15 protein-coding genes are annotated in these 21,424 nt (G+C 66.7%); 8 read left to right on the top strand and 7 right to left on the bottom strand.

Annotation, left to right across the window (positions count from 1 at the left end; translation table 11 throughout):
* Positions 1-4 precede the first annotated feature (4 nt).
* Positions 5-1,201, top strand: coding sequence for a UbiH/UbiF family hydroxylase (locus VRZ08_RS00515; protein ID WP_264052284.1), 1,197 nt, complete (start codon positions 5-7; stop codon positions 1,199-1,201).
* 6 nt (positions 1,202-1,207) lie between these two features.
* Here the strand turns inward: VRZ08_RS00515 and VRZ08_RS00510 are convergent, their stop codons facing one another.
* Positions 1,208-2,164, bottom strand: coding sequence for an AEC family transporter (locus tag VRZ08_RS00510; protein WP_264073469.1), 957 nt, complete (start codon positions 2,162-2,164; stop codon positions 1,208-1,210).
* A 122-nt stretch (positions 2,165-2,286) separates the two neighbouring features.
* Between VRZ08_RS00510 and hspQ the strand changes: the two genes are divergently transcribed.
* Both hspQ and VRZ08_RS00500 read left to right on the top strand, forming a co-directional pair.
* Positions 2,287-2,619: a heat shock protein HspQ gene (gene hspQ / locus VRZ08_RS00505; protein ID WP_011158219.1), complete on the top strand. Its 333-nt coding sequence runs from the start codon at positions 2,287-2,289 to the stop codon at positions 2,617-2,619.
* A gap of 130 nt (positions 2,620-2,749) precedes the next feature.
* Positions 2,750-3,319, top strand: coding sequence for a hypothetical protein (locus VRZ08_RS00500; RefSeq protein WP_414531233.1), 570 nt, complete (start codon positions 2,750-2,752; stop codon positions 3,317-3,319).
* An 82-nt stretch (positions 3,320-3,401) separates the two neighbouring features.
* Here VRZ08_RS00500 and VRZ08_RS00495 read toward each other — a convergent pair whose 3' ends face one another.
* The gene (locus tag VRZ08_RS00495) at positions 3,402-4,154 is read right to left on the bottom strand and encodes an invasion associated locus B family protein (RefSeq protein WP_414531232.1); all 753 of its coding nucleotides are present in this window, start codon (positions 4,152-4,154) and stop codon (positions 3,402-3,404) included.
* A 219-nt stretch (positions 4,155-4,373) separates the two neighbouring features.
* Between VRZ08_RS00495 and VRZ08_RS00490 the strand changes: the two genes are divergently transcribed.
* From VRZ08_RS00490 to VRZ08_RS00480, 3 genes are read left to right on the top strand one after another with little or no spacing between them, the layout of a single operon-like run.
* Positions 4,374-6,254 (top strand): extracellular solute-binding protein, encoded by a 1,881-nt coding sequence (locus tag VRZ08_RS00490; protein ID WP_414531231.1) that lies wholly within the window; start codon positions 4,374-4,376, stop codon positions 6,252-6,254.
* A gap of 4 nt (positions 6,255-6,258) precedes the next feature.
* The gene (locus VRZ08_RS00485) at positions 6,259-7,794 is read left to right on the top strand and encodes an AMP-binding protein (RefSeq protein ID WP_414531230.1); all 1,536 of its coding nucleotides are present in this window, start codon (positions 6,259-6,261) and stop codon (positions 7,792-7,794) included.
* Positions 7,795-7,842: 48 nt separating this feature from the next.
* Positions 7,843-9,075 carry a GGDEF domain-containing protein gene (locus VRZ08_RS00480; protein ID WP_414531229.1) on the top strand — a complete coding sequence of 411 codons (1,233 nt, stop codon included), beginning with the start codon at positions 7,843-7,845 and terminating at the stop codon, positions 9,073-9,075.
* A 119-nt stretch (positions 9,076-9,194) separates the two neighbouring features.
* Here VRZ08_RS00480 and mfd read toward each other — a convergent pair whose 3' ends face one another.
* Positions 9,195-12,713 carry a transcription-repair coupling factor gene (gene mfd, locus VRZ08_RS00475; RefSeq protein WP_414531228.1) on the bottom strand — a complete coding sequence of 1,173 codons (3,519 nt, stop codon included), beginning with the start codon at positions 12,711-12,713 and terminating at the stop codon, positions 9,195-9,197.
* Positions 12,710-13,000, bottom strand: a complete 291-nt coding sequence (locus VRZ08_RS00470) for a succinate dehydrogenase assembly factor 2 (protein WP_013502545.1) — start codon at positions 12,998-13,000, stop codon at positions 12,710-12,712. The genes mfd and VRZ08_RS00470 overlap by 4 nt, the downstream gene beginning before the upstream one ends.
* Positions 13,001-13,153: 153 nt before the next feature.
* Between VRZ08_RS00470 and recG the strand changes: the two genes are divergently transcribed.
* Entirely contained in the window at positions 13,154-15,256 is a 2,103-nt protein-coding gene (gene recG, locus VRZ08_RS00465) for an ATP-dependent DNA helicase RecG (RefSeq protein WP_414531227.1), read from the top strand.
* Positions 15,257-15,456: 200 nt separating this feature from the next.
* On the opposite strand, the gene VRZ08_RS00460 is transcribed toward recG, so the two are convergent.
* The 3 genes from VRZ08_RS00460 to glmU form a co-directional block, all read right to left on the bottom strand.
* The gene (locus VRZ08_RS00460; protein WP_346294625.1) at positions 15,457-16,251 is read right to left on the bottom strand and encodes a DUF502 domain-containing protein; all 795 of its coding nucleotides are present in this window, start codon (positions 16,249-16,251) and stop codon (positions 15,457-15,459) included.
* Positions 16,252-16,525: 274 nt separating this feature from the next.
* Entirely contained in the window at positions 16,526-18,352 is a 1,827-nt protein-coding gene (glmS, locus tag VRZ08_RS00455; protein ID WP_408018922.1) for a glutamine--fructose-6-phosphate transaminase (isomerizing), read from the bottom strand.
* A 126-nt stretch (positions 18,353-18,478) separates the two neighbouring features.
* Positions 18,479-19,837: a bifunctional UDP-N-acetylglucosamine diphosphorylase/glucosamine-1-phosphate N-acetyltransferase GlmU gene (gene glmU, locus VRZ08_RS00450; RefSeq protein ID WP_414531226.1), complete on the bottom strand. Its 1,359-nt coding sequence runs from the start codon at positions 19,835-19,837 to the stop codon at positions 18,479-18,481.
* Between the two features lie 167 nt (positions 19,838-20,004).
* Between glmU and VRZ08_RS00445 the strand changes: the two genes are divergently transcribed.
* Positions 20,005-21,396 carry an SPOR domain-containing protein gene (locus VRZ08_RS00445; RefSeq protein ID WP_414531225.1) on the top strand — a complete coding sequence of 464 codons (1,392 nt, stop codon included), beginning with the start codon at positions 20,005-20,007 and terminating at the stop codon, positions 21,394-21,396.
* Positions 21,397-21,424: the final 28 nt, after the last annotated feature.

Raw genomic sequence — 21,424 nt, 5'->3', positions numbered from 1 at the left:
TGCCATGACCCAGAGCCTGATCGAGCCTAACAGCTACGACGCCATCATTGTCGGCGGCGGTCCCGCCGGCCTCACCGCCGCCATCGCGCTTGCCGAGACCGGCGCTGCTACCGCACTGATCGCGCGGCTGGTGCCCTACGGCGATAATCGCACCACGGCCCTCCTTGGCGATTCGATCGACATTCTCGACCGACTCGACGTCTGGCGCCGCTGCTCGAGCAAGGCCGCCGCGCTGCGGTCGATGCGGCTGGTGGACGATACCGGCCGGCTGATCCGGGCCCCCGAAGTGAAGTTCGCGTCCGATGAAATCGGCATGGACGCGTTCGGCTACAACATTGAGAACCGTGCCCTGCTGGTCGGCCTCGAAGAACGCGCGGCCGAGCTGTCGAACCTGCAGCGTTTCGACGATGAAGCTGAATCGGTCGTGCCGGGCGACGACGAAGTGATCGTTCGGATCCGCGGCGGCCGAGCCATCTCGGCCAAGCTGGTGGTCGGCGCCGATGGCCGCCAGTCGCAGTGCCGCGAGGCCGCCGGCATCAAGGTGAGCAGCCGCGCCCTGCACCAGTCGGCACTAACCTTCAACGTCAAGACCACCCGCTCCCACGACAACGTCTCCACCGAGTTTCACACCAAGGAAGGCCCGTGCGTATTCGTGCCGCTGCCGGGCCGTCGGATGAGCATTGTCTGGGTCGCCTCACCGAAGGAGGCGCAACGGCTGATGGCGCTGTCCGACGACGAATTGTCGGCTGCGGCGGAGAAGCAGTCACAGTCGATCTACGGCAAAATGACCGTTGAGCCCGGCCGCAATCTGTTTCCGCTGGCGATCGAGAAACCGGCCGCTTACGCGCAGCATCGCATCGCGTTGGTTGGTGAGGCCGCTCACGTCGTACCCCCGATCGGGGCGCAAGGGTTGAATATGGGGCTACGGGATGCCGGCGACCTTGCCGAGATCGTGCGCGACGCGCTGGCGAACGGCACGGATATCGGCTCGGACGCCGTGATGGCGCGCTATGGCCGCAGCCGCGGCCCCGACATCGCCAGCCGCACCGCCGCGATCGACATCGCCAACCGCACCCTGCTCAGCGATCTCTTACCCGCGCAGATGCTGCGCGCGGCGGGGATGCATCTGATCAGTTCGGTTGCCCCGATCCGCCGGTTCGCGATGCGCGAGGGGCTGTCGCCGTTCTGGCGCTCGATCTGAGCACGGCTAGCCCGGGAACGGGATCTGCCCGGTCCGGATCAGCCACATCACGGTGGTGAGCGTCACCACCGACATGAAGGTGCCGATCAGCACCGCGACCGACGCTGGTTCGACCCAGGTATTGTATTGCCGGGCGATCACGAACACGTTCAGCGCTGGCGGCAGTGACGCCATCAGCACCGCAGTCGCCGCCCATTCGGGCGAAAACGGCCCGAACGCCAAGATCAGACAAAACACGATCACCGGGTGCAGCAGCAGCTTCACCGCCACCAGGCTTGGGATCTCCCACGGCACCCGGCCGAATGGCCGCAGCGCCACAGTAACGCCGAGCGTGAACAGCGCCACCGGCGCCGCAGCGTTCTGCAAGAACCCCAGCATCTTATCGACCGCGACCGGCAACTCGATGTGGAACGCCGCCGCCGCCGCTCCGCAATAGGCGGCAACGATCAGCGGGTGGAACAGGATCTCCCGCAGCACCGCGATGATGGTCGGGATCAAGGGACGTTTATCGGCGGCGGTGAGCGCCATGCCGAGCGGCACGATCGAAAACAGAAAGATCGTGTCGAAGCAGAAGATCAGGGCGGTCGGCGCGGCTGCCTGTGTGCCGAGCACCGACAACGCCAGCCCCGGCCCCATATAGCCGATATTGCCGTAGCCGCCCGACAGCGCCGCCATCGTCGCTTCCCGCATCGACAGCTTGCCGATCAGCCGGCCGAGCAGCCCTGACAGGAAGAAGGCGATCGCGGTCGCCAGCGTGGTCGCCAGCACGAACGGCAGGTTGTTCAGTTCCTCGAACGGCGTCTTCGACATGATCCGGAAGAACAGCGCCGGCAGCGAGACGAAGACGAGGAAGAAATTCATCCAAACCAGGCCCTGTTCGGGCAACTTCTTCCAGCGTCCGCAGGCGAAGCCGACGAAGATCAGGCCGAAATACGGCAGAGCAAGATTGAGAATATCGATCATGAAAATGCGGCAGTGAGGGGTTGGAACCGAGCGGTATCAGGGAAACCCCGGGTGAACCACCGCGGAGCAGAGTCGCCGGTTTACCACTAGCGTCCGCCGCCAAGCTGGTCTATCCGACTCCCATGATCAAAACGCGAACCGCTAAATTTCAGATCGGTCAGATCGTCCGCCACCGGATCTTCTCGTTCCGCGGGGTGGTGTTCGACATCGATCCGGAATTCGCCAACACCGAGGAATGGTGGCTGGCAATTCCCGAAGAGGTGCGGCCGAGCAAGGACCAGCCGTTCTACCACCTGCTGGCGGAGAACGCGGAGTCGGAATACGTCGCCTACGTGTCGGAGCAGAATCTGCTGCCCGACGATTCCGGCGAGCCGATCCGGCATTCCCAGGTCGCCGAGATCTTCATCAAGGACAAGTCCGGCGGCTACCGGCCGCGCAATCCGTCGCTGAACTAATCGGGGACGCCGCGGATCGACGTATCGACCCGCCCAGCTGGGACGGATTGCCGGAACGCGCCGTCTCACGCGAAAGCACAAAAGCGCAGAGAGCCACATCCCTGCTAGGCTGTCGTGGGAAGGAGCTCTCATGACGCTGACGCCGGAGCTTTTGCGCCAGACCCTTACGACTGTGCTGAGCTTGGCGAAACGGGAGGGCGGCTTCGACTACCGCCTGATCGGCACCGCCGCGGACCTGCTGCGCGGAGTGCCGATCGAGCCCTGCGACGTCGACTTTCTCATGCCCACACGCAGCGATGTCGACACTTTCGCGCGGGCGCTTGCCGCCTACCGATGCCTGAGCCCGCCGACCTGGATGCCCTGTTGCATGCAGTATTACGCGGCGTTCGAGGTGGGCGGCGTTCAGGTCGATGCCAGCACTGTCGAGTCTCCGTCGCAGTCCGCTTTCATCGAGGCCTTCGGCAGCGGCCCCTGGACGCACTTTTCCGAGATCGTCGTGGGCAACACGCGCGTTGCGGTGGTGGCGCCCGAACTGCGGCTGGCGACCGAACTCTGCCGTGATCGAAAGGATCGCGCCGAAATCATCGCCCGCTGGATGCGCGATCACGGCTGTGACGCGCCGCTGCTGAAGAACGCCATGGAGGCACGCGGCATCGACGCGGCAACCCAGTTGTCCGTGATGGCAACCGTCACCGGCTGACCGCAGCAGCGCAGGCGAGTACGCAGAAAACAGAAAGGGCGCCACCGGGGCGCCCTTTGCATTTTGCGATTGCAGTCGCGTGTTACTTGGCGGCCGGGTTGGCGCCGGCCGGAGCCTGAGCTTCCAGCTTCTTGCGCTGCTCTTCGGCGCGCTTCTGCAGCTCTTCCTGCAGCTTCTTCTGGGTCTCTTCGAACTGCTTCGGATCGGTCGGAGGGCCGTCATAGGCCTTGGCGAACTCGGCCAGCGGCAGCGGCAGCGTCAGCGGCGCGCCGTTGGAATTGATCGCCTGCACGATCAGGTTCTGGCCCTTCTTGAGCTGATTGATCAGATCCGGCGTCGCTTCATAGTCCGACATACAGCCGTTGGCGAAGCAGATCACATACGGGCTCTGCTGCGGCGCGTTGCTGTCGACGATGATGCGGGTGCCGTGCACGAGCTGCATGCCGAGCGGCAGGGTCACGCGCAGGATCTTCTTCGGCTCGCCTTCCGGCTCGATGATCACGGCGGCGATCACCGGCTGACCGGATTCGATACGGCCGTCCTTGCCGGTGAAGCACACCTGCTTGGCGTTGGCGTCCTGCCCCTTGAGGCAGAACTTGGTCCAGGGCGCGTAGATCAGCTGCACCTGTTGCTGCTCAGGCTGTCCCTGGGCGGGAGCCTGCTGCGCCGGCGCCGGGGCTGCCTTCGGCGCCGCCTTGGGGGCTGCCTTCGGAGCAGCCGGCTGCTGGGCCTGCGCGGCCGGAGCGATGGTCAACGCCGCGAACGCGGTCGCCGCCAGCAGGACGAAGGCCCGCCCGCGCGGCCCGGCCGACGCGACCAAGTTGCAAGACTTCATTCGGAAAACCCTTTCTGAAACGGTCGCGCACCCCAACCTGCGACGCTGGAGCTGACAGCGGTCCGTTTGGCCGCTGTCTCGGTGCCAATTGAGGCGGTTACGTGACGAGCCGGTGGGCATCATCGACTGCCCGCCTTCAATACATTGGCGAACGCAAAGATCAATGGCAACAATCCCCCGGCACCGGTTTCCAGGCGCTAATGTGGTAAAAATCCCGGCGTGGGACGCGTCGAATCAGAACACCGCTTCATCCGCCGAATCAAGGCCCTCGCCGTCGCGTTCGCGATCGGCACCGGATGCCTGACCGGCGTCACGACGGCAGGCGCCGAGCCGGCCGGCACTCCCGCACCTGCGATCGTCAGCCATGCGATCGCGATGCACGGCAAGCCCGCGCAGCCAGCCGACTTTACCGCGATGCCCTACGTCAACCCGGACGCCCCCAAGGGTGGCCGGATGATCGCCAGCGTCGTCGGCGCGTTCGACAGTCTCAACCCGCTGATCGTCAAAGGAATCGCCGTCCAGCAGATGCGCGGTTATGTGATCGAGAGTCTGCTGGCGCGCGGCCACGACGAGCCGTTCACCTTGTACGGCCTGCTCGCGCGCTCGGTCGAAACCGACGACATTCGCAGCTACGTCACATTTCGGATCGATCCGCGCGCCCGGTTTTCCGACGGCAAGCCGGTCACCGCCGAGGACGTGCTGTTCTCCTGGAAGCTACTCCGCGACAAGGGCCGGCCGAACCTCCGCCTGTACTACGGCAAGGTCGCCAGTGCCGAGGCGCTCGATCCCCTCACCGTCCGGTTCGATTTCGGCGGCGCACCGGACCGCGAACTGCCGCTGATCCTCGGCCTGATGCCGGTGCTGCCCCGCCATGCGGTCGATCCCGACAGCTTCGAAGAAACCTCCCTCAAACCGCCGCTCGGTTCGGGCCCCTACCGTGTCACCAATGTTCAGGCCGGTACCAGCGTCACCCTGACGCGCGACCAAAACTATTGGGGCCGCGACCTGCCGATCAACCGCGGCCTGTGGAACTTCGACGAAGTGCGGATCGATTACTTCCGCGAGTCCAATGCGCAGTTCGAGGCGTTCAAGCGCGGGCTCTATGACTTCCGCGTCGAGACCGATCCGCTGCGTTGGAGCGAAGGCTATGACTTCCCCGCCGCACGGCATGGCGACGTGATCCGCGACGCGATCAAGCCGGGCACGCCGGAGCCGACCGACACGCTGGTGTTCAACACCCGCCGTCCGGTGTTCGCCGATGTTCGGGTCCGCGAGGCGCTGCTCAACCTGTTCGACTTCGAGTGGATCAATCGCAACTACTTCTTTGGCCTCTACACCCGCACCGCGGGGTTCTTCGGCGGCTCGGAACTGTCGGCCTATGGCCGCGCGGCCGATGACGGCGAACGCAAGCTGCTCCAGCCATATCTGCCGCGGCTCCGCGCCGACATCCTGGACGGCAGTTTCCGGCTGCCGCAGAGCGACGGTTCGGGCCGCGACCGCGCCGGCCTGCGCCGGGCGCTCGATCTGCTGGAGCAGGCCGGCTACCAGCTCGACGGCACCGTGCTGCGCAAGCGCGACACCCGCCAGCCCCTCACCTTCGAGCTTTTGGTGACGACGCGGGAGCAGGAGCGGATCGCATTGGCGTTCGCCCGCGACCTCAAGCGCGCCGGCATCACCGTGTCGGTCCGCACCGTGGATGCCGTGCAGTTCGATCAGCGCCGCCTCGCCTACGACTTCGACATGATCCCAAACCGCTGGGACCAGTCACTGTCGCCCGGCAACGAGCAATCCTTCTATTGGGGGAGCGACGCCGCCGACACGCCGGGCACCCGCAACTACATGGGCGCCAAGGATCCGGCGATCGACGCGATGATTGCGGCGCTGCTAAGCGCTCGCGGCCGCGCGGATTTCGTCGACGCCGTGCGCGCGCTCGATCGCGTGCTGATCTCGGGGTTCTACGTGGTCCCTGTGTACAGCGTGCGTGAGCAATGGATCGCGCGCTGGAATCGTTTAGAACGTCCGAAGGCCACTGCCCTGACGGGTTATCTTCCCGAAACATGGTGGTATCGGCCGCCGCCGCAGCAACCGCCGCAGAGGTGATCCAGTGAGCCCGCCCAACACCTCGCCGACGCTCGACGGACTGTTTCGCCGCACCCTCGCCCGTCAGCCGGATGCGATCGCGCTGATCGATCCGCCGGACAAGCAGCGCATCACCGGGCAGCCGCCGCGGCGCATGACCTATGCCGAGGCTGACCGCGCGATCTCGGCGCTAGCCGCGCATTTCGTCACCGCCGGTCTGCCGAGCAATTCGGTGATCGCGGTGCAACTGCCGAACACCATCGAATTCGCGCTGACGGTGCTGGCGGCGCATCGCGCCGGCCTCGTCGTCGCGTTGCTGCCGCAGCTCTGGCGCCATGCCGATCTCACCGCCGCGCTGAACCGCACCGGTGCGCGGGCGATCGTGTCGACGCGCTGGATCGACGGCGTCAGCCACTCCGATCTGGCCATGAACGCCGCGGCGGAGGCGTTCTCGATCCGCCATGTCTGCGGCTTCGGCGATGACCTGCCCGAGGGCATGGCCTCGCTCGATGCCGCGATGGAAGACCCCACCGCATTGCCGCCGGCGCCGGGGCCGCAGGAGGCCCGCCGCGCCGCGGTGATCTCGTTCGATACCACCGGCGACGGCGTCCGGGCGATCCCGCGCAGCCATCTGCATCTGATCGCTGGCGGCCTGGTTGTGTTCCTGGAAAGCGCGATCCCGCAGGGGGCGGTGATGCTGTCGGCGCAGACGCCGGCGACGTTCGCCGGGCTGGCTTCATCGATGGTGACGTGGCTGCTCAGCGGCGGCACGCTGGCCCTGCACCACCCGTTCGATGACGCGGTACTGGAGCGGCAGATCGTCGACCTCGGCTGTCAGGCCCTGGTCGCACCGGCACCGCTTGCGCTCCGCCTCGGCGAAGCCGGACTGACAGCGCAGGCGCCGTCGCTGCGCAGCGTGGTGGGCCTCTGGCGCGCCCCCGAGCAGGTCGCTTCCAGTCCAAACTGGATCGGCGCGCCGGCCCACTTCACCGACATCTATCTGTTCGGCGAAGCCGGATTGTTCGGCGCGCAGCGCACGGCGGAAGGTACTCCGGCTGCGATCATGCCGGGGCCGCACACTGCACCCCGCGATCATGCCGGCGGTTCGACTGCGGGCGAAATCCTGATCACGCCGAAAGGCACGCTCGGGCTGCGCGGCCCGATGGTGACACTCGCCGCCTATGCGCCGCTGCCGCCGCTCAACAGTTCGATCCCGATGGCGCCGCCGCCGGACTATGTCGACACCGGCTACGCGGCCCGGCTCGACCGTGCCACCGGCGCGATCTGCATCACCGCTCCACCTGCCGGGGTGATGGCGGTCGGCGGCTATCGCTTCCTCGCTCAGGACCTGCAGGAATGGGCGAAGCGGCTCGGCCAGGGCGCGCTGCTCACGGCGCTGCCGGACCGGCTCAGCGGCTATCGGCTCGCGGGCCGCGCACAGGACAATTCCAGAGCTCGTGAAGCACTTGCAGAACTCGGCCTAAACCCTTTGATGGTCGAGGCCTTCCGCGACGCTCCGAAGGTCGATGAAAACCGCGCATCGACGTTGACGCCGCATTAACAGCGACGGCTTACGGTTTCCGCCTCGACCGCGGGAGCCGTTCTTGGAATGTCGTACCACGCGCCTATCCTCGTCGTAACCGACGATGAAAGCTCGCCGACCCTCGCAGCACTGACGGACGCCAAACTGTTTCCAGTGCTCGCTTCTGCATGGCCGGAAGCTGGCGAAGCGGTCGGCCGGCTGCGCCCGTCGGCTGTGGTCGCAGATGGCGGACCGCCCGCCGGCTCCCTCGAGACACTCGCCCGCCAGATCGGCTTGCTGCAGCCCTACGTGCCGCTGATCGCGATCGGGACCGATGGCGGCCTGCCCGACAACGTCATGCCGTTCAGCGCCGATCCGCGCGAGCTGATCCATCTGGCGCCGCGGCTGCGGGCCGCGCTGCGGGTGCGGACACTGCACGCCACGGCGATGCGGCGCCTGACCGATCCGAGTGGCCTCACCGAACTGTCCGACCATGATCCGCTGCAGGACGCGACCGTACTGCTGATCGGCCGCGGCGCCGCCTATCCGGCGCTGTCGGTCGCGCTCGGCGAACGCGTCGGGGTGGTCGGCGCGCTGTCGATCGAAGCCGCCGCCAAGCATCTCAACGCCCGCGATCTCGACGGCATCGTGCTGGCCGAAGGCTTCAGCCCGCGTGTGGTCGATGCCTTTCTCACCGTGCTGTCGGAAGATACCCGGTTCCGGCATCTGCCGATCGTGGTCGGCGTTCCGGCGCCGCACAGCAGCTTCGAGCTGCCCAATCTCGAATTCGTCGATGGCGATCCGGCACGGATCGTCGGCGCCGCGTTGCCGCTGGTGCGCCAGCACGCCTTCGAGGCCCGGCTCACCCGCACGCTGGCTTCGCTCGACGCCGGCGGCCTGCTCGATCCCCGCACCGGCCTTCTCACCGAGGCGGCGTTCGAGCGTGATTTTGCCACCGCCGTGTATCAGGCGCAGACTCGCGGCGAAGGCCTGTCGGTCGCGCGCTTCGTCCTGCACCGCGCCGATCGCCGAGCGGTGAACGACGCCGCACGGATCGTCAGCCGACTGATGCGCAAGATGGATTTCGGCACGCTGCAGACCGACGGCACGCTGCTGGTGGTGTTTGCGGCGACTGACCTGCGCAACGCCCAGGCGATCGCGCGGCGGCTCAGCAGCGTGATCAAGCAGACCGCTCACAGCGCCCGGCGCGAGGCTCGGATCGATCCCGACGTCAGTGTCGCAACCCTGATGCCCGACGAATCCGCCCGCGCCATCCTGACCCGCGTCGTCCAGCAGGACCGCCGCCGCGCGGCGTCGTAGGCGTCCAGCCAAGACGATCCCCGTCATTGCGAGCGCAGCGAAGCAATCCACAGGCCGGTGTACGGAGCTTTTGGATTGCTTCGGCGCTGCGCGCCTCGCAATGACGCGGCGGCGAAAGATCACGCCGCCTTGCGGTTCTCGGCGAGGTCGGCGAGCTGCTTGAGGATATCGGTCGTCCCCATCAGCCGTTCTTCGGGCGTCTCCCAGACTTGGAAGAACACCACCTTCATGTCGGGCCGCACCTTGGCGGCTTCGCCGTGGCGCTTGATGAAGAACACCAGCTTGTCCGGCTGCGCGAAGGCGTTGTCGCGGAAGCTGATGACGACGCCCTTCGGACCGGCGTCGACCTTCTCGACATTGGCGCGGCGGCAATACGCCTTGATCGCCGCCACCTTGAACAGATAGCGCACCTCGTCCGGCAGCGGACCGAACCGGTCGCGCAGCTCGGCGGCAAAGTTCTCGATCTCCTCGTCGGTGTCGAGATCGGCGAGCCGGCGATACAGCGACAGCCGCACCGCCAGATCGGCGACGAACTCCTCCGGGATCAGCACCGGCATGCCAATGGTGATCTGCGGCGACCAGCGGTCGGCGACCGGCTCGTCGACGATGCCGGCCTTGAGGTTGGTGATCGCCTCCTCCAGCATCTGCTGATACAGCTCGAAGCCGACTTCCTTGATGTGGCCGGACTGTTCCTCGCCGAGCAGATTGCCGGCGCCGCGGATGTCGAGGTCGTGCGAGGCGAGCTGGAAGCCGGCGCCGAGCGTTTCCAGCGATTGCAGCACCTTGAGCCGGCGCTCCGCCTGCGCGGTGATGTTGTGCTGCGGCAGCGTGAACAGCGCGTAGGCGCGTAGCTTCGACCGGCCGACGCGGCCGCGGAGCTGATACAATTGCGCCAAGCCAAACATGTCGGCGCGATGCACGATCAGCGTGTTCGCGTTCGGAATGTCGAGACCGGATTCGACGATCGTGGTCGACAGCAGGATGTCGAACTTGCCGTCGTAGAACGCCGACATGATGTCCTCGATCACCGCCGGCGGCATCTGGCCGTGCGCGACCGCGACCTTCATCTCCGGCACGTGCTTGTCGAGGAAGTCCTTCACCTCGGCGAGATCGTCGATCCGCGGCACGACGTAGAAAGCCTGACCGCCGCGATAGCGCTCGCGCAGCAGCGCCTCGCGGATCATCAACGGATCATGCGGCGCCACGAAGGTTCGCACCGCGAGGCGGTCGACCGGCGGCGAAGCAATAATCGACAGGTCGCGCACGCCGGTCATCGCGAGCTGCAGCGTGCGCGGGATCGGCGTCGCGCTCAGCGTCAGCACGTGAACCTCGGAGCGAAGCTGCTTCAGCTTCTCCTTATGGGTCACGCCGAAGTGCTGCTCCTCGTCAACGATGACGAGGCCGAGATCCTTGAACTTGATCGACTTGCCGAGCAGCGCATGGGTGCCGACGACGATGTCGAGCGCGCCGTCGGCGATGCCCTTCTTGACCTGCGACAGCTCCTTGGTCGAAACCAGCCGCGAGGCTTGGCCGACATTCACCGGGAAGCCACGGAAGCGTTCGGTGAAGGTCTTGGCGTGCTGGCGCGCCAGTAGCGTGGTCGGGACCACGACCGCAACCTGCTTGCCGTCGAGCGCCACCGCGAACGCCGCGCGCAGCGCCACCTCGGTCTTGCCGAAACCGACGTCGCCGCAGACCAGGCGGTCCATCGGCGTGCCCTTCTCCAGATCGCCGAGTGCCGCGTTGATCGCGGCGAGCTGGTCCTCGGTTTCGTCGTAGGGGAAGCGCGCACAGAATTCGTCGTAAAGCTGCGGCTGGATCGGCAGCTTCGGCGCCTCGCGCAAGTGCCGTTCGGCCGCGACCTTGATCAGTTCGCCGGCGATCTGCCGGATACGGTTCTTCAGCTTGGCCTTGCGCGCCTGCCAGCCGGAGCCGCCGAGCTTGTCGAGTTCGACCGTGGTGCCGTCGGAGCCGTAGCGCGACAGCAGTTCGATGTTCTCGACCGGCAGGAACAGCTTGGTGTCATTGGCGTAGTGAAGTTCGACGCAATCGTGCGGCGCGCCGCCGACTTCGAGCGTCTGCAGGCCGACGAACCGGCCGATGCCGTGCTCGACATGTACCACGATGTCGCCGGTCGACAGGCTGGTGACTTCGGAGATGAAGTTGTCGAGCTTCTTGCTGGCCTTGCGCTGCCGCACCAGGCGGTCGCCGAGCACATCCTGCTCGGTGATCACCGCAAAGGCGTCGGTCTCGAAGCCGGACTCCAGGCCGACCACCGCCAGCATGGTTTCGTTGCGCGGCGTCGCCTGCACGGTGCGCCAGGAATTGACGCTGGTGAGCGCGACCAGCTTGTGGTCCTTCAGCATGCTCGCCATGCGGTCGCGCGAGCCTTCGCTCCACAGCGCGATTACCACCTTCTTGCGCGCAGCCTGCAGCGCATAGACGTGCGCCACCAGCGTCTCGAACACGTTGACGTTGGCGTCCGCGCGCTCCGGCGCGAAGTTGCGGCCGGCACGGGCACCGGCATCGATCACGTCGCTGGTGTCGTCCGGCAGCGCGAACGGCGTCAGCCGCGCCAGGGCAACGCCTTCGAGCCGCGCGGTCCACTCGCTGTCGGTGAGATACAGCCGATCCGGCGGCAGCGGCTTATAGATCGCGCCGGAGCCGGGCTGCTCCATCGCTTCGCGCCGGGCGTCGTAGTAGTCGGCAATCTGCCTGAAGCGCTCGCGCGCGGCGTCTTCGCTCTGCGGCTCGATCGCGACCGGCGTTCCCTTCAGGTAATCGAACAGCGTGTCCATCCGCTCCTGGAACAGCGGCAGCCAGTGCTCCATGCCGGGATGGCGGCGGCCTTCGCTGACCGCGGCGTACAGCTGGTCGTCCGGATGCGGCGCGCCGAACGCGGCAACGTAGCCCATGCGGAAGCGGCGGATGGTCTCGGTGACGAGCTGGAATTCCGACACCGGCACCAGGTCCAGGCCGCGCATGGTGTGCAGCGTGCGCTGGGTCTCGGCGTCGAAGGTGCGGATCGATTCGAGCTGGTCGCCGAAGAAGTCGAACCGCACCGGCTGGTCGAGGCCGGCCGGAAACAGATCGAGGATGCCGCCGCGGACCGCGTATTCGCCGGCTTCGCGCACCGTGGAGGCGCGGCTGTAGCCATTGTGTTCGAGCCAGGCGACGATCGAATCCATCGGCACGACGTTGCCGGGCGCCACCGACAGCGCCTGCGCGGCGATGATCTCGCGCACCGGTACCCGCTGCACGGCGGCGTTGACCGTGGTCAGCACGATCAGCGGCTTGTCGCTGCCGGTCAGGCGCGACAGCTTCGCCAGCGTGGTGACGCGCTGCGCCAGGATGCCGGCATGCGGCGAAACCCGGTCATAAGGCTGACAGTCCCAGGCCGGAAACTGCAGCACTTCCAGATCGGGCGCGAAGAACTCCAGGCTGCGCGCCAGCTGCTGCATCCGCGGACCATCGCGGCAGATCACCGTCAGGCTGACAGCGGGCGCCTTCGGCTTGGCCGCGACCGCGCGGGCCAGATCGGCGATGATCAGCCCCTCGGCGCCTTCGGCGACGTTGGCGAAGGTCAACGCCTTGCCGGGCGTAAGCTGTTCCGCCGGCGACCTGCTCGGAGTCTTCATACGGCGCCGTCCTGATGGCCGTAGGTCTTGATCCGTTCGAACAGCCCGCCCTTGAACTCGGCCGGCAGCGTGTCGCCGCCGGCGACCGCGGCGTACAGATCGTGGTCGTTGACCTCGATCAGCCGTTCGAGCTCGTCGAGCTCGGCCTCCGACAGCGTACCGATCTCGGCGTCGGCGAACTGGCCGAGAATCAGATCCATCTCGCGTGTGCCGCGATGCCAGCAGCGGAACAGAAGCCGCTTGCGGCGGTCGTCGAGCCCGCCGCTCGACCGTGTGGTGCCCGTCATGTCGAAATCCACCTCAACGCCAAAAGCCCGGACGTGCCGGGCGGCCCTGATATAGCGACCGGGATCGACGCTGTCAGCCCGCACTGGCGCATTGCAATCGGCCGCAAATGCAGCCAACCCTGCGGGCAACCGCCCATCCACCCGCTTGGTTCGATGCGCCCTGCTCTGCTCAATCCGCTGTTCGCCCCGGTCACCAGCCTGACCGGCGTCGGACCGAAACAGGACAAGCTGTTCCGCTATCTGCTGGATCGCGACGATACCCCGCGACTGGCCGATCTGCTGCTGCATCTGCCGAGCAGCGTGATCGACCGGCGGGCCCGGCCGAAGATTCGCGACGCCGTGCCGGGAACGGTGGTGACGCTGGAGGTGACGGTCGATCGCCACCGTGCGCCGCCGCCGGGCCGCTCCCGCGCGCCGTATCTGGTCTATGCCAGCGACGACACCGGCGACGTGGTGCTGACGTTCTTCCGCGCCAAGCCGGACTATGTGCAGAAGCTGCTGCCGGTCGGCGCCAAGCGCTACGTCTCCGGCACCGGCCAGCTCTACGACGGCACGCTGCAGATCGTGCACCCGGACCGTGTCGTCGACGAAGAGGCCTTCGCCAAGCTGCCGCAGATCGATCCGGTGTATCCGCTGACCGAGGGGCTGGCGATCGGATCACTGCGCCGGGCGGTGGCGCAGGCGCTGACCAAGCTGCCGGCGCTGCCGGAATGGATCAGCCCCGAGGTGCTGCGGCGCTGCCGGTTTCCGTCGTTCGCCGAAGCGCTGAAGCACGTCCACATCCCGGATCAGCCGACCGACATTCTGCCCGATGGGCCGTATTGGTCGCGGCTCGCCTACGACGAACTGCTCGCCGGCCAGCTGGCGCTGGCGCTGGTGCGGGCGCAGCTCCGCCGCCCGGCCGGCAGCCGCAACGCCGGCAACGGCCGCCTGCGCCACAAGATCATCGACGCGCTACCCTACGCGCTGACCAATTCGCAGCAGCAGGCCGCCGCGGCGATCGCCGAAGATCTACGCCAGCCGGTGCGGATGCTGCGACTGCTGCAGGGCGACGTCGGAAGCGGCAAGACCGTGGTGGCGCTGCTGGCCGCAGCGGCGGTCGCCGAAGCCGGCAAGCAGGCGGCGCTGATGGCGCCGACCGAAATCCTCGCCCGTCAGCACATTAAGACCATCGCGCCGCTGGCCGAACGCGCCGGGATGCAGGTCGCGATCCTGACCGGCCGCGAGAAAGGCAAGGAACGCCGCGAGATCGTGGAGCGGCTCGCCGCCGGCGAGATCGATTTTCTGGTCGGCACTCACGCGCTGATCCAGGACGACGTGATCTACAAATCTCTGGCGCTGGCGGTTGTCGATGAACAGCACCGTTTCGGCGTGCGCGAGCGGCTGGCGCTGACCAGCAAGGGCGCCGATGTCGACGTGCTGGTGCTCAGCGCAACGCCGATCCCGCGCACGCTGGTGCTGACCTACTTCGGCGACATGGACGTGTCGGAACTCCGCGAAAAGCCCGCCGGCCGCCAACCGATCGACACTCGCACGCTGTCCGATACCCGGCTGCCGGAAGTGATCGACGGCATCGGTCGCGCGATTGCCGCCGGCAAGCGGGTTTACTGGATCTGCCCGCTGGTCGAGGAATCCGAGAACGTCAAACTCACCGACGCCGAGCAACGCTTCGAGTCGCTGCGGCAACGCTTCGGCGATCATCAGGTCGGCTTGGTGCATGGACGGATGCGCGGCAGCGACAAGGACCTGGTGATGGGCCAGTTCGCGCGCGGCGAGATCAGCGTGCTGGTCGCCACCACGGTGGTCGAAGTCGGTGTCGACGTGCCCGAAGCCACCATCATGGTGATCGAAAACGCCGAACGGTTCGGTCTGGCACAATTGCATCAACTGCGCGGCCGGGTGGGCCGCGGAGCTGAGGCGTCGACGTGCCTGCTGCTGTATCGCGAGCCGCTGGGTGAGCTGTCGGGGGCACGGCTGCGTGTGATCCGCGACACCACCGACGGTTTCCGGATCGCCGAGGAAGACCTCAAGCTGCGCGGCGAAGGCGATGTGCTCGGCACACGGCAGAGCGGCCTGCCCGGCTACCGGATTGCGCGCTCCGAAGTCCATGCCCAGCTGATCACCCAGGCGCGCGACGAAGCGCTGCGGATCCTGAAAGACAACCCCAAGCTCGAAGGCCCGTCCGGCGAGGCGCTGCGCTGCCTGCTGTATCTCTACGAACGCGACGAAGCGATCCCACTATTGGGGGCGGGTTAGAAGTGATCGTCATTCCGGGGCGCGCGCAGCGCGAACCCAGAATCCATAGCCCCTGGCCTAGCGACTGACACCCGGCGATGCCCCCCGCAAATCATCATCCGCGTTGGTGATTATGGATTCCGGGCCCGCCGCTGAGCGGCGTCCCGGAATGACGAACGTGAATGATGATTGCGAACGGCCTCAGCCGCACCGTGGCCGAACTAATCGACCTTGTCGGGCGCCTTGTTCACGCGGCGGCGCGAGAACGCCGATTCCGGCTCGCCGGGTTCGCGGACCTTCTTCGCGGCCAGCGCGGTCGCCGCCAGCGCCGCGATCTTCTTCTGCGGATCGGAACCCGGCTGCACCACGCCCGCCGACATGATCAGCGTCGCGGCCTCCTCGGCGCTCATGTCCACCGGGATCACTTTGCTGCGCGGGACGTAGAAGAAGAAGCCGGTGGTCGGGTTCGGCGCGCACGGCAGGAACACCGAGATGTGCTCGTCCTGGCTCGGGATCTTGGTCGCGACTTCCTGGTTCGGCGGCAGCGAGATCAGCACGATCGACCACATCCCCGGCTGAGGGAACTCGACCAGGCCAACTTTCCGCAGGCTGTTGCCGTTGCCCGAGAACAGCGTCTCGAACACCTGCTTCAGGCCACGGTAGATCGCCCGCACCACCGGCATCCGGCCGAGCAGACGCTCGCCGAGATCGACCAGGCTGCGGCCGATCAGGTTGGCGGTGAGGAAACCGAGCAGCGTCAGCGCGACGAACGCGACGACAAGGCCGGAGCCCGGCACCGCGAACGGCAGATAGGTCTCCGGGCGATAGTCCGGTGGAACCAGCGGACGCACGAAGCCATCGACCCAGTTCACGAACCACCAGGTCAGGTAGAACGTGATCGCGACCGGGCCCGCGACGATCAGGCCGGTCAGGAAGTAATTACGGAGACGCCCCATCACGCCGCGCGGCGGGTCCGGCGGAAGATCACCGGTCGGGGTCGGAAGCTGGTCGGTCATCGGCAGTCCAGGTCGGTGCTACGGATGTCGCGGCCGAAGCCCCGACGCGAGGTTCACTGTAGCAGAGCGCCCTGGGGATAAGCGATCGATCCGACCCGGCCAGGCTCGATCGCGCCACTTCGGCGTTCTGCCAACGCCGCCAGATATAAGGGCTCCCGCAGCCGCCAACAACCGGCCGGGTGTGGACAGCCAGCCGGCCGCGACAACTTGCCGGATGCCTCGGCAGAGTGCTGCGAACGTTTCGCGCCGAGGGGCCGATGGGCGTGTGAACGCCCTATTCCACCGTGACCGACTTCGCCAGATTGCGCGGCTGGTCGACGTCGGTGCCCATCACCACGGCGGTGTGGTAGGCGAGCAGTTGCACCGGGATGGCATAGACCATCGGGGTGAACGCCGAAGGCATGTCCGGCATCACGATCGTCACCATCGACTCGACGGTCGCCTCCTCGGCGCCCTTGGCGTCGGTCATCAGGATAATCCGACCGCCGCGGGCCGCGACCTCCTGCATGTTGGAGACGGTCTTCTCAAACACCCGGTCGTACGGCGCGATCACCACCACCGGCATCTTCTCGTCGATCAGTGCGATCGGGCCGTGCTTCAGCTCGCCGGCGGCGTAGCCTTCGGCGTGGATGTAGGAGATTTCCTTCAGCTTCAGCGCGCCTTCCAGCGCCAGCGGATACGACGTGCCGCGGCCGAGATAGAGCACGTCCTGGGCTTTGGAGATGTCGCGCGCCAGCCGTTCGATTTGCGGCTCGTGGGTCAGAGCCGCCGCCATCAGCCGCGGCAATTCGATCAGGCCGTGCACCAGCTTGGCTTCGTCGTCATCGGTCAAGGTGCCGCGCGCTCGTCCCGCCGCGATCGCCAGCGCCGCCAGCGCCGTGAGCTGGCAAGTGAACGCCTTGGTCGAGGCGACGCCGATCTCGGGGCCCGCCAGGGTCGGCATCACCACCTCGCTCTCGCGGGCGATGGTCGAGGTCGGCACGTTGACCACCGACAGCGTGTGCAGCCCTTGCTCCTTGGCATAGCGCAGCGCCGCCAGCGTGTCGGCGGTTTCGCCCGACTGCGAGATGAAAATCGCCAGATCGCCGCTGCGCAGTGGCGCTTCGCGGTAGCGGAATTCCGACGCGATATCGATCTCGACCGGCAGCCGCGCAAAGCGCTCGAACCAGTACTTGGCGACGTAGCCGGCGTAGTTCGCCGTGCCGCAGGCGGTGATCGACAGATGCTGCACGTCCTTGAAGTCGAACGGCAGCTTCATCGGCAGCGCGATCCGCTCGCTCGCCATGTCGAGATAGCGCGCCAGCGTGTGGCCGACGACTTCCGGCTGCTCGTGGATTTCCTTGGCCATGAAGTGGCGATAGTTCGCCTTATCGACCACGAACGACGAGGCGCCCGACTTCATCACGTCGCGCTTGACGACGTCGCCCTTGGCATCGCGGACTTCGGCGCTGGTGTGGGTCAGCACCACCCAGTCGCCGTCGTCGAGATAGCTGATGTCATCGGTGAGCGGCGCCAGCGCGATCGCATCCGAACCGAGATACATCTCGCCGTCGCCATAGCCGATCGCCAGCGGCGAGCCCTTGCGGGCGCCGATCATCAGATCGTCATAGCCCTTGAAAACGAAGGCCAGCGCGAATGCGCCGCGCAGCCGCGGCAGCGCAGCCTTCACCGCGTCCTGCGGCGACAGCCCCTTGGCCAGAAACGAGTTGACCAGATGCGCCACCACTTCGGTGTCGGTCTCGCTGGCGAAGGTCGCACCGCCGCCTTCGAGCTCGTCACGCAGCTCGCGGAAGTTCTCGATGATGCCGTTATGCACGACCGCGACGCCAGACGCCGCATGCGGGTGCGCATTGGCCTCATTGGGCTTGCCGTGGGTCGCCCAGCGGGTGTGGCCGATCCCGACATGGCCGGCCAGCGGCTGACGCTGCAAAACCGCTTCGAGATTCTTCAACTTGCCTTCGGCCCGGCGGCGCACAAGTTGGCCGTCTTCGAGCGTTGCGACCCCGGCCGAGTCATAGCCGCGGTACTCGAGCCGCTTCAGCGAATCGACCAGTTGCTCAGCAACCGGTCCACGTCCCAGAATTCCGATGATGCCGCACATGCGGTTGAATAATCCCCAGTTCGCCGGCCGACCTGCCGACGCTCCCGACTTCTAGCGGCTTCTGTGAAAGCCTTGGTAGTCAACAATTATTGCGATTTGACACAAGGTTAAGCCAAACCGGAGGCTTCAATGCGCCTTCGGCTTGCGATGCCGTGACTTGGCGTCCCGGAAGCGCTTGGCCCAGCCGTCCTTGGCGGTCTGCACGTTGCGCTCGACTGCCAGCGCATCATCCGGCACGTCCTTGGTGATCACCGAACCGGACCCGATGTAGGCGCCGGTGCCGATCTTGACCGGCGCGACGAGCGACGAATTCGAGCCGATGAAAGCGCCCGCCCCGATCTCGGTCTTGTGCTTGTCGAAACCATCGTAATTGCAGGTGATAGTGCCGGCACCGATGTTGGCCGACGCGCCGATGTGGGCATCACCGATATAGGTTAGGTGATTGACCTTGGCGCCGGCGTCGATCTGCGCGGCTTTGGTCTCGACGAAATTACCGATTTTGGCGCCATCGCCGAGCGACGTTCCCGGCCGCAATCGTGCATAGGGACCGACCTGCGCCTTGCTGCCGATCTTTGCTTCGGAAAGGTGCGAGAACGAATGGATCACCGCGCCATCGGCAATCGACACGCCGGGGCCGATCACTACGAACGGCTCGATTACCACATCCTTGCCGAACGTCGTGTCAGCGGCGAGATACACGGTGTCCGGCGCGATCAGCGTCACGCCGGCCGCCATCGCAGCCTGGCGCAGGCGGGTCTGCATCACGGTCTCGGCCTCGGCGAGCTGCGCCTTGGTGTTGATGCCGCGAACCTCGTCCTCGCTGGTTTCGATCACGCTGGCGGTCAGGCCGAGATCGCGAACGATCCCGACCGCGTCGGTCAGGTAGTACTCGCCCTTGGCGTTGGCGTTGCCGATCTTGTCGAGCACGTCGAGCGCGATCTTGCCGTCGATCGCCATCACGCCGGCGTTGCACAGCGTGATCTTCAGTTCATCGGCGCTGGCATCCGCCTGCTCGCGGATCGCTGTCAGCTTGCCGTCCTGGACCGCCAGACGGCCGTAGCCGGTCGGATCGGCCGCACGGAAACCGAGCACCACCAGAGAGGAACCGTTGTGCAATGGCTCGCGCAGGCGGGCGAACGTCTCGGCCGAGATCAGCGGGGTGTCGCCGAACGCGATCAGCAGATCGTCGGCGCCCTGGGCGATCGCCTCGCGAGCCGCCAGCACCGCATGGGCGGTCCCGAGTCGCTGCGCCTGGATATGGATGGCCGCGTCAGAGCGGACACGTTTGGCCTCGTCGCCGACCGCCTGATGATCCGGACCGATCACCACCGCGAGCCGATCGCGGTCGCCATGCGGCGCCGCGCTCAGCACGTGGGAAAGCAGCGAGCGGCCGGCGACCGGGTTCAGTACCTTCGGCAGCGAAGATCGCATCCGCGTGCCCTCGCCCGCGGCAAGCACGATCGTCAGGCTGTTTCTGGCAGTCATTCCAACATCCATGGTCTGGTGATGCGGCCCTCATAAAGGGTTTTGCCACGAAGGGGAAACGGGTTTGCGGCTCCGGCGGCAAGCGCGGCCCACCTGAAAACGGCAATTCCCTGATAATGTTGGGCATCTGATTCGCGTTGCGCGCTTCAAGGCTTTGAGACCATCCGATGGCCAGAAAAACCGACGATCTGGCAGACAGCTTCGCGACCGAGGAAACGGGCGGCTGGCTGACCCGGCTGCTGGCAGATGAAGAAGAGCTCAACACCCAGGACAAGTGGCGCCTGGGTTCGTGGGCAATCGCCTCGCTCGGCGCGGTCGTGCTCGCCATCATGGCCGTCCAGAACGTCACCGACCGGCGCCGCGAGCAGACGGCGGCGGCGGATGTCGCCCAGCAGTCGCAGATGATCCAGCGCCTCGCCAAGGACACGCAGACAGCGACCAGCCGGCTGACCGCGGCGATCGAGTCGCTGAACACAGACCGCGACCGGCTGTATGCGCGCGTCGGCACGCTCGAACAGGGCCTGGACTCGGTTACAGGCTCGATCGCGCGGGTGCAGGCGGGCGGCAGCAAGCCGCACTCACCCGCGGCCGACAATCCGATGGACCGTTGGGGACCGGCCGCGACCCTGCCGGAGATCCCCACCAAAGAGACGCCCCCACCTGCGCCGCCGGTCGCTCCGGTCGAAACCAAGCCGAATACGCCCGCCGCGCCTGCCAAGAAGCTGGGTGCGATCGAGCCTGCCTCCAACGGGGCCGCTCCGGCGTCATCTCCTGCGGTCGCTGCAGCGGCTGCAATGACACCCGCTCCGGCCAAGCCGGAAGAGCCGACCGTGGCCCAAGCTCCTGCTGCTGTTGAGGCGAAAAAACTGTCGGACGACAAGGCGGTGGCGGAAAAACCTCAGGAAAGATCTCGGCTCGACAAGCCGCGGCTGGAGCCGGCCCCGCCGGAGCGGCCGGCCGCGCAAACGACGGCGGCGATGATTTCGACCACGCCGTTGATGCCGTCGCGGTCGATCCTGGCACCGCCCGATCCCGGCGCGACCAAGCTGCTCGAGCCGAAGGCGGCGACGTCGCCGGAAGAGACCAACGAGGACGCCGAGGCTGCCGCCGAGACGCCGGCGCCGCGCACTGACTTCGGCGTCGACCTCGGTGCTGCCAATACCGTCGAGGGGCTGCGCGGGTTGTGGCGCAAGCTGTCGAAGACCCAGAAGGCGCTCAAGGGCCTGCAGCCGATCATCATGATCAAGGAAAACGGCAACGCCACCCAGTTGCGGCTGGTCGCCGGTCCGATCGCTGACGCCGCCGCGGCGGCGAAGGTCTGTGCTGCGCTCGGCAGCGCGGACCGGACCTGTGAAGCGTCGGTCTATGATGGCCAGCGCCTGCCGATGGTGGCGCCTGCGAGCGCGCCCCAACCGGCGCCGCAACGCCCGGTGCGCCGGCATCGCGAGCGCGTGACACTGCAGCAGCCCGAACCGCCGCCGCCTCCGCCGGCACCAGCGCAGGATGCACCTCCGCCGCCGCGGCCAGCCACCCTGTCATCGATCCTCGGCATCCGCTAAAAGCCTGGGGCGGCCTCGGTCACGAGCG

This window comes from Rhodopseudomonas sp. G2_2311, from assembly GCF_047501505.1.
Lineage (GTDB): Bacteria > Pseudomonadota > Alphaproteobacteria > Rhizobiales > Xanthobacteraceae > Rhodopseudomonas > Rhodopseudomonas palustris_H.
Note: the sequence above shows the minus strand (reverse complement) of the source record. Positions and strands in the feature narration are given on the sequence as shown.

What these genes read in the sequence shown, in the direction of transcription:
- VRZ08_RS00515 (WP_264052284.1), top strand. Translation starts at nt 5, where the DNA reads ATGACCCAGAGCCTGATCGAGCCTAACAGCTACGACGCCATCATTGTC.
- VRZ08_RS00510 (WP_264073469.1), bottom strand. Translation starts at nt 2,164, where the DNA reads ATGATCGATATTCTCAATCTTGCTCTGCCGTATTTCGGCCTGATCTTC.
- hspQ (WP_011158219.1), top strand. Translation starts at nt 2,287, where the DNA reads ATGATCAAAACGCGAACCGCTAAATTTCAGATCGGTCAGATCGTCCGC.
- VRZ08_RS00500 (WP_414531233.1), top strand. Translation starts at nt 2,750, where the DNA reads ATGACGCTGACGCCGGAGCTTTTGCGCCAGACCCTTACGACTGTGCTG.
- VRZ08_RS00495 (WP_414531232.1), bottom strand. Translation starts at nt 4,154, where the DNA reads ATGAAGTCTTGCAACTTGGTCGCGTCGGCCGGGCCGCGCGGGCGGGCC.
- VRZ08_RS00480 (WP_414531229.1), top strand. Translation starts at nt 7,843, where the DNA reads ATGTCGTACCACGCGCCTATCCTCGTCGTAACCGACGATGAAAGCTCG.
- mfd (WP_414531228.1), bottom strand. Translation starts at nt 12,713, where the DNA reads ATGAAGACTCCGAGCAGGTCGCCGGCGGAACAGCTTACGCCCGGCAAG.
- VRZ08_RS00470 (WP_013502545.1), bottom strand. Translation starts at nt 13,000, where the DNA reads ATGACGGGCACCACACGGTCGAGCGGCGGGCTCGACGACCGCCGCAAG.
- recG (WP_414531227.1), top strand. Translation starts at nt 13,154, where the DNA reads ATGCGCCCTGCTCTGCTCAATCCGCTGTTCGCCCCGGTCACCAGCCTG.
- VRZ08_RS00460 (WP_346294625.1), bottom strand. Translation starts at nt 16,251, where the DNA reads ATGACCGACCAGCTTCCGACCCCGACCGGTGATCTTCCGCCGGACCCG.
- glmS (WP_408018922.1), bottom strand. Translation starts at nt 18,352, where the DNA reads ATGTGCGGCATCATCGGAATTCTGGGACGTGGACCGGTTGCTGAGCAA.
- glmU (WP_414531226.1), bottom strand. Translation starts at nt 19,837, where the DNA reads ATGACTGCCAGAAACAGCCTGACGATCGTGCTTGCCGCGGGCGAGGGC.
- VRZ08_RS00445 (WP_414531225.1), top strand. Translation starts at nt 20,005, where the DNA reads ATGGCCAGAAAAACCGACGATCTGGCAGACAGCTTCGCGACCGAGGAA.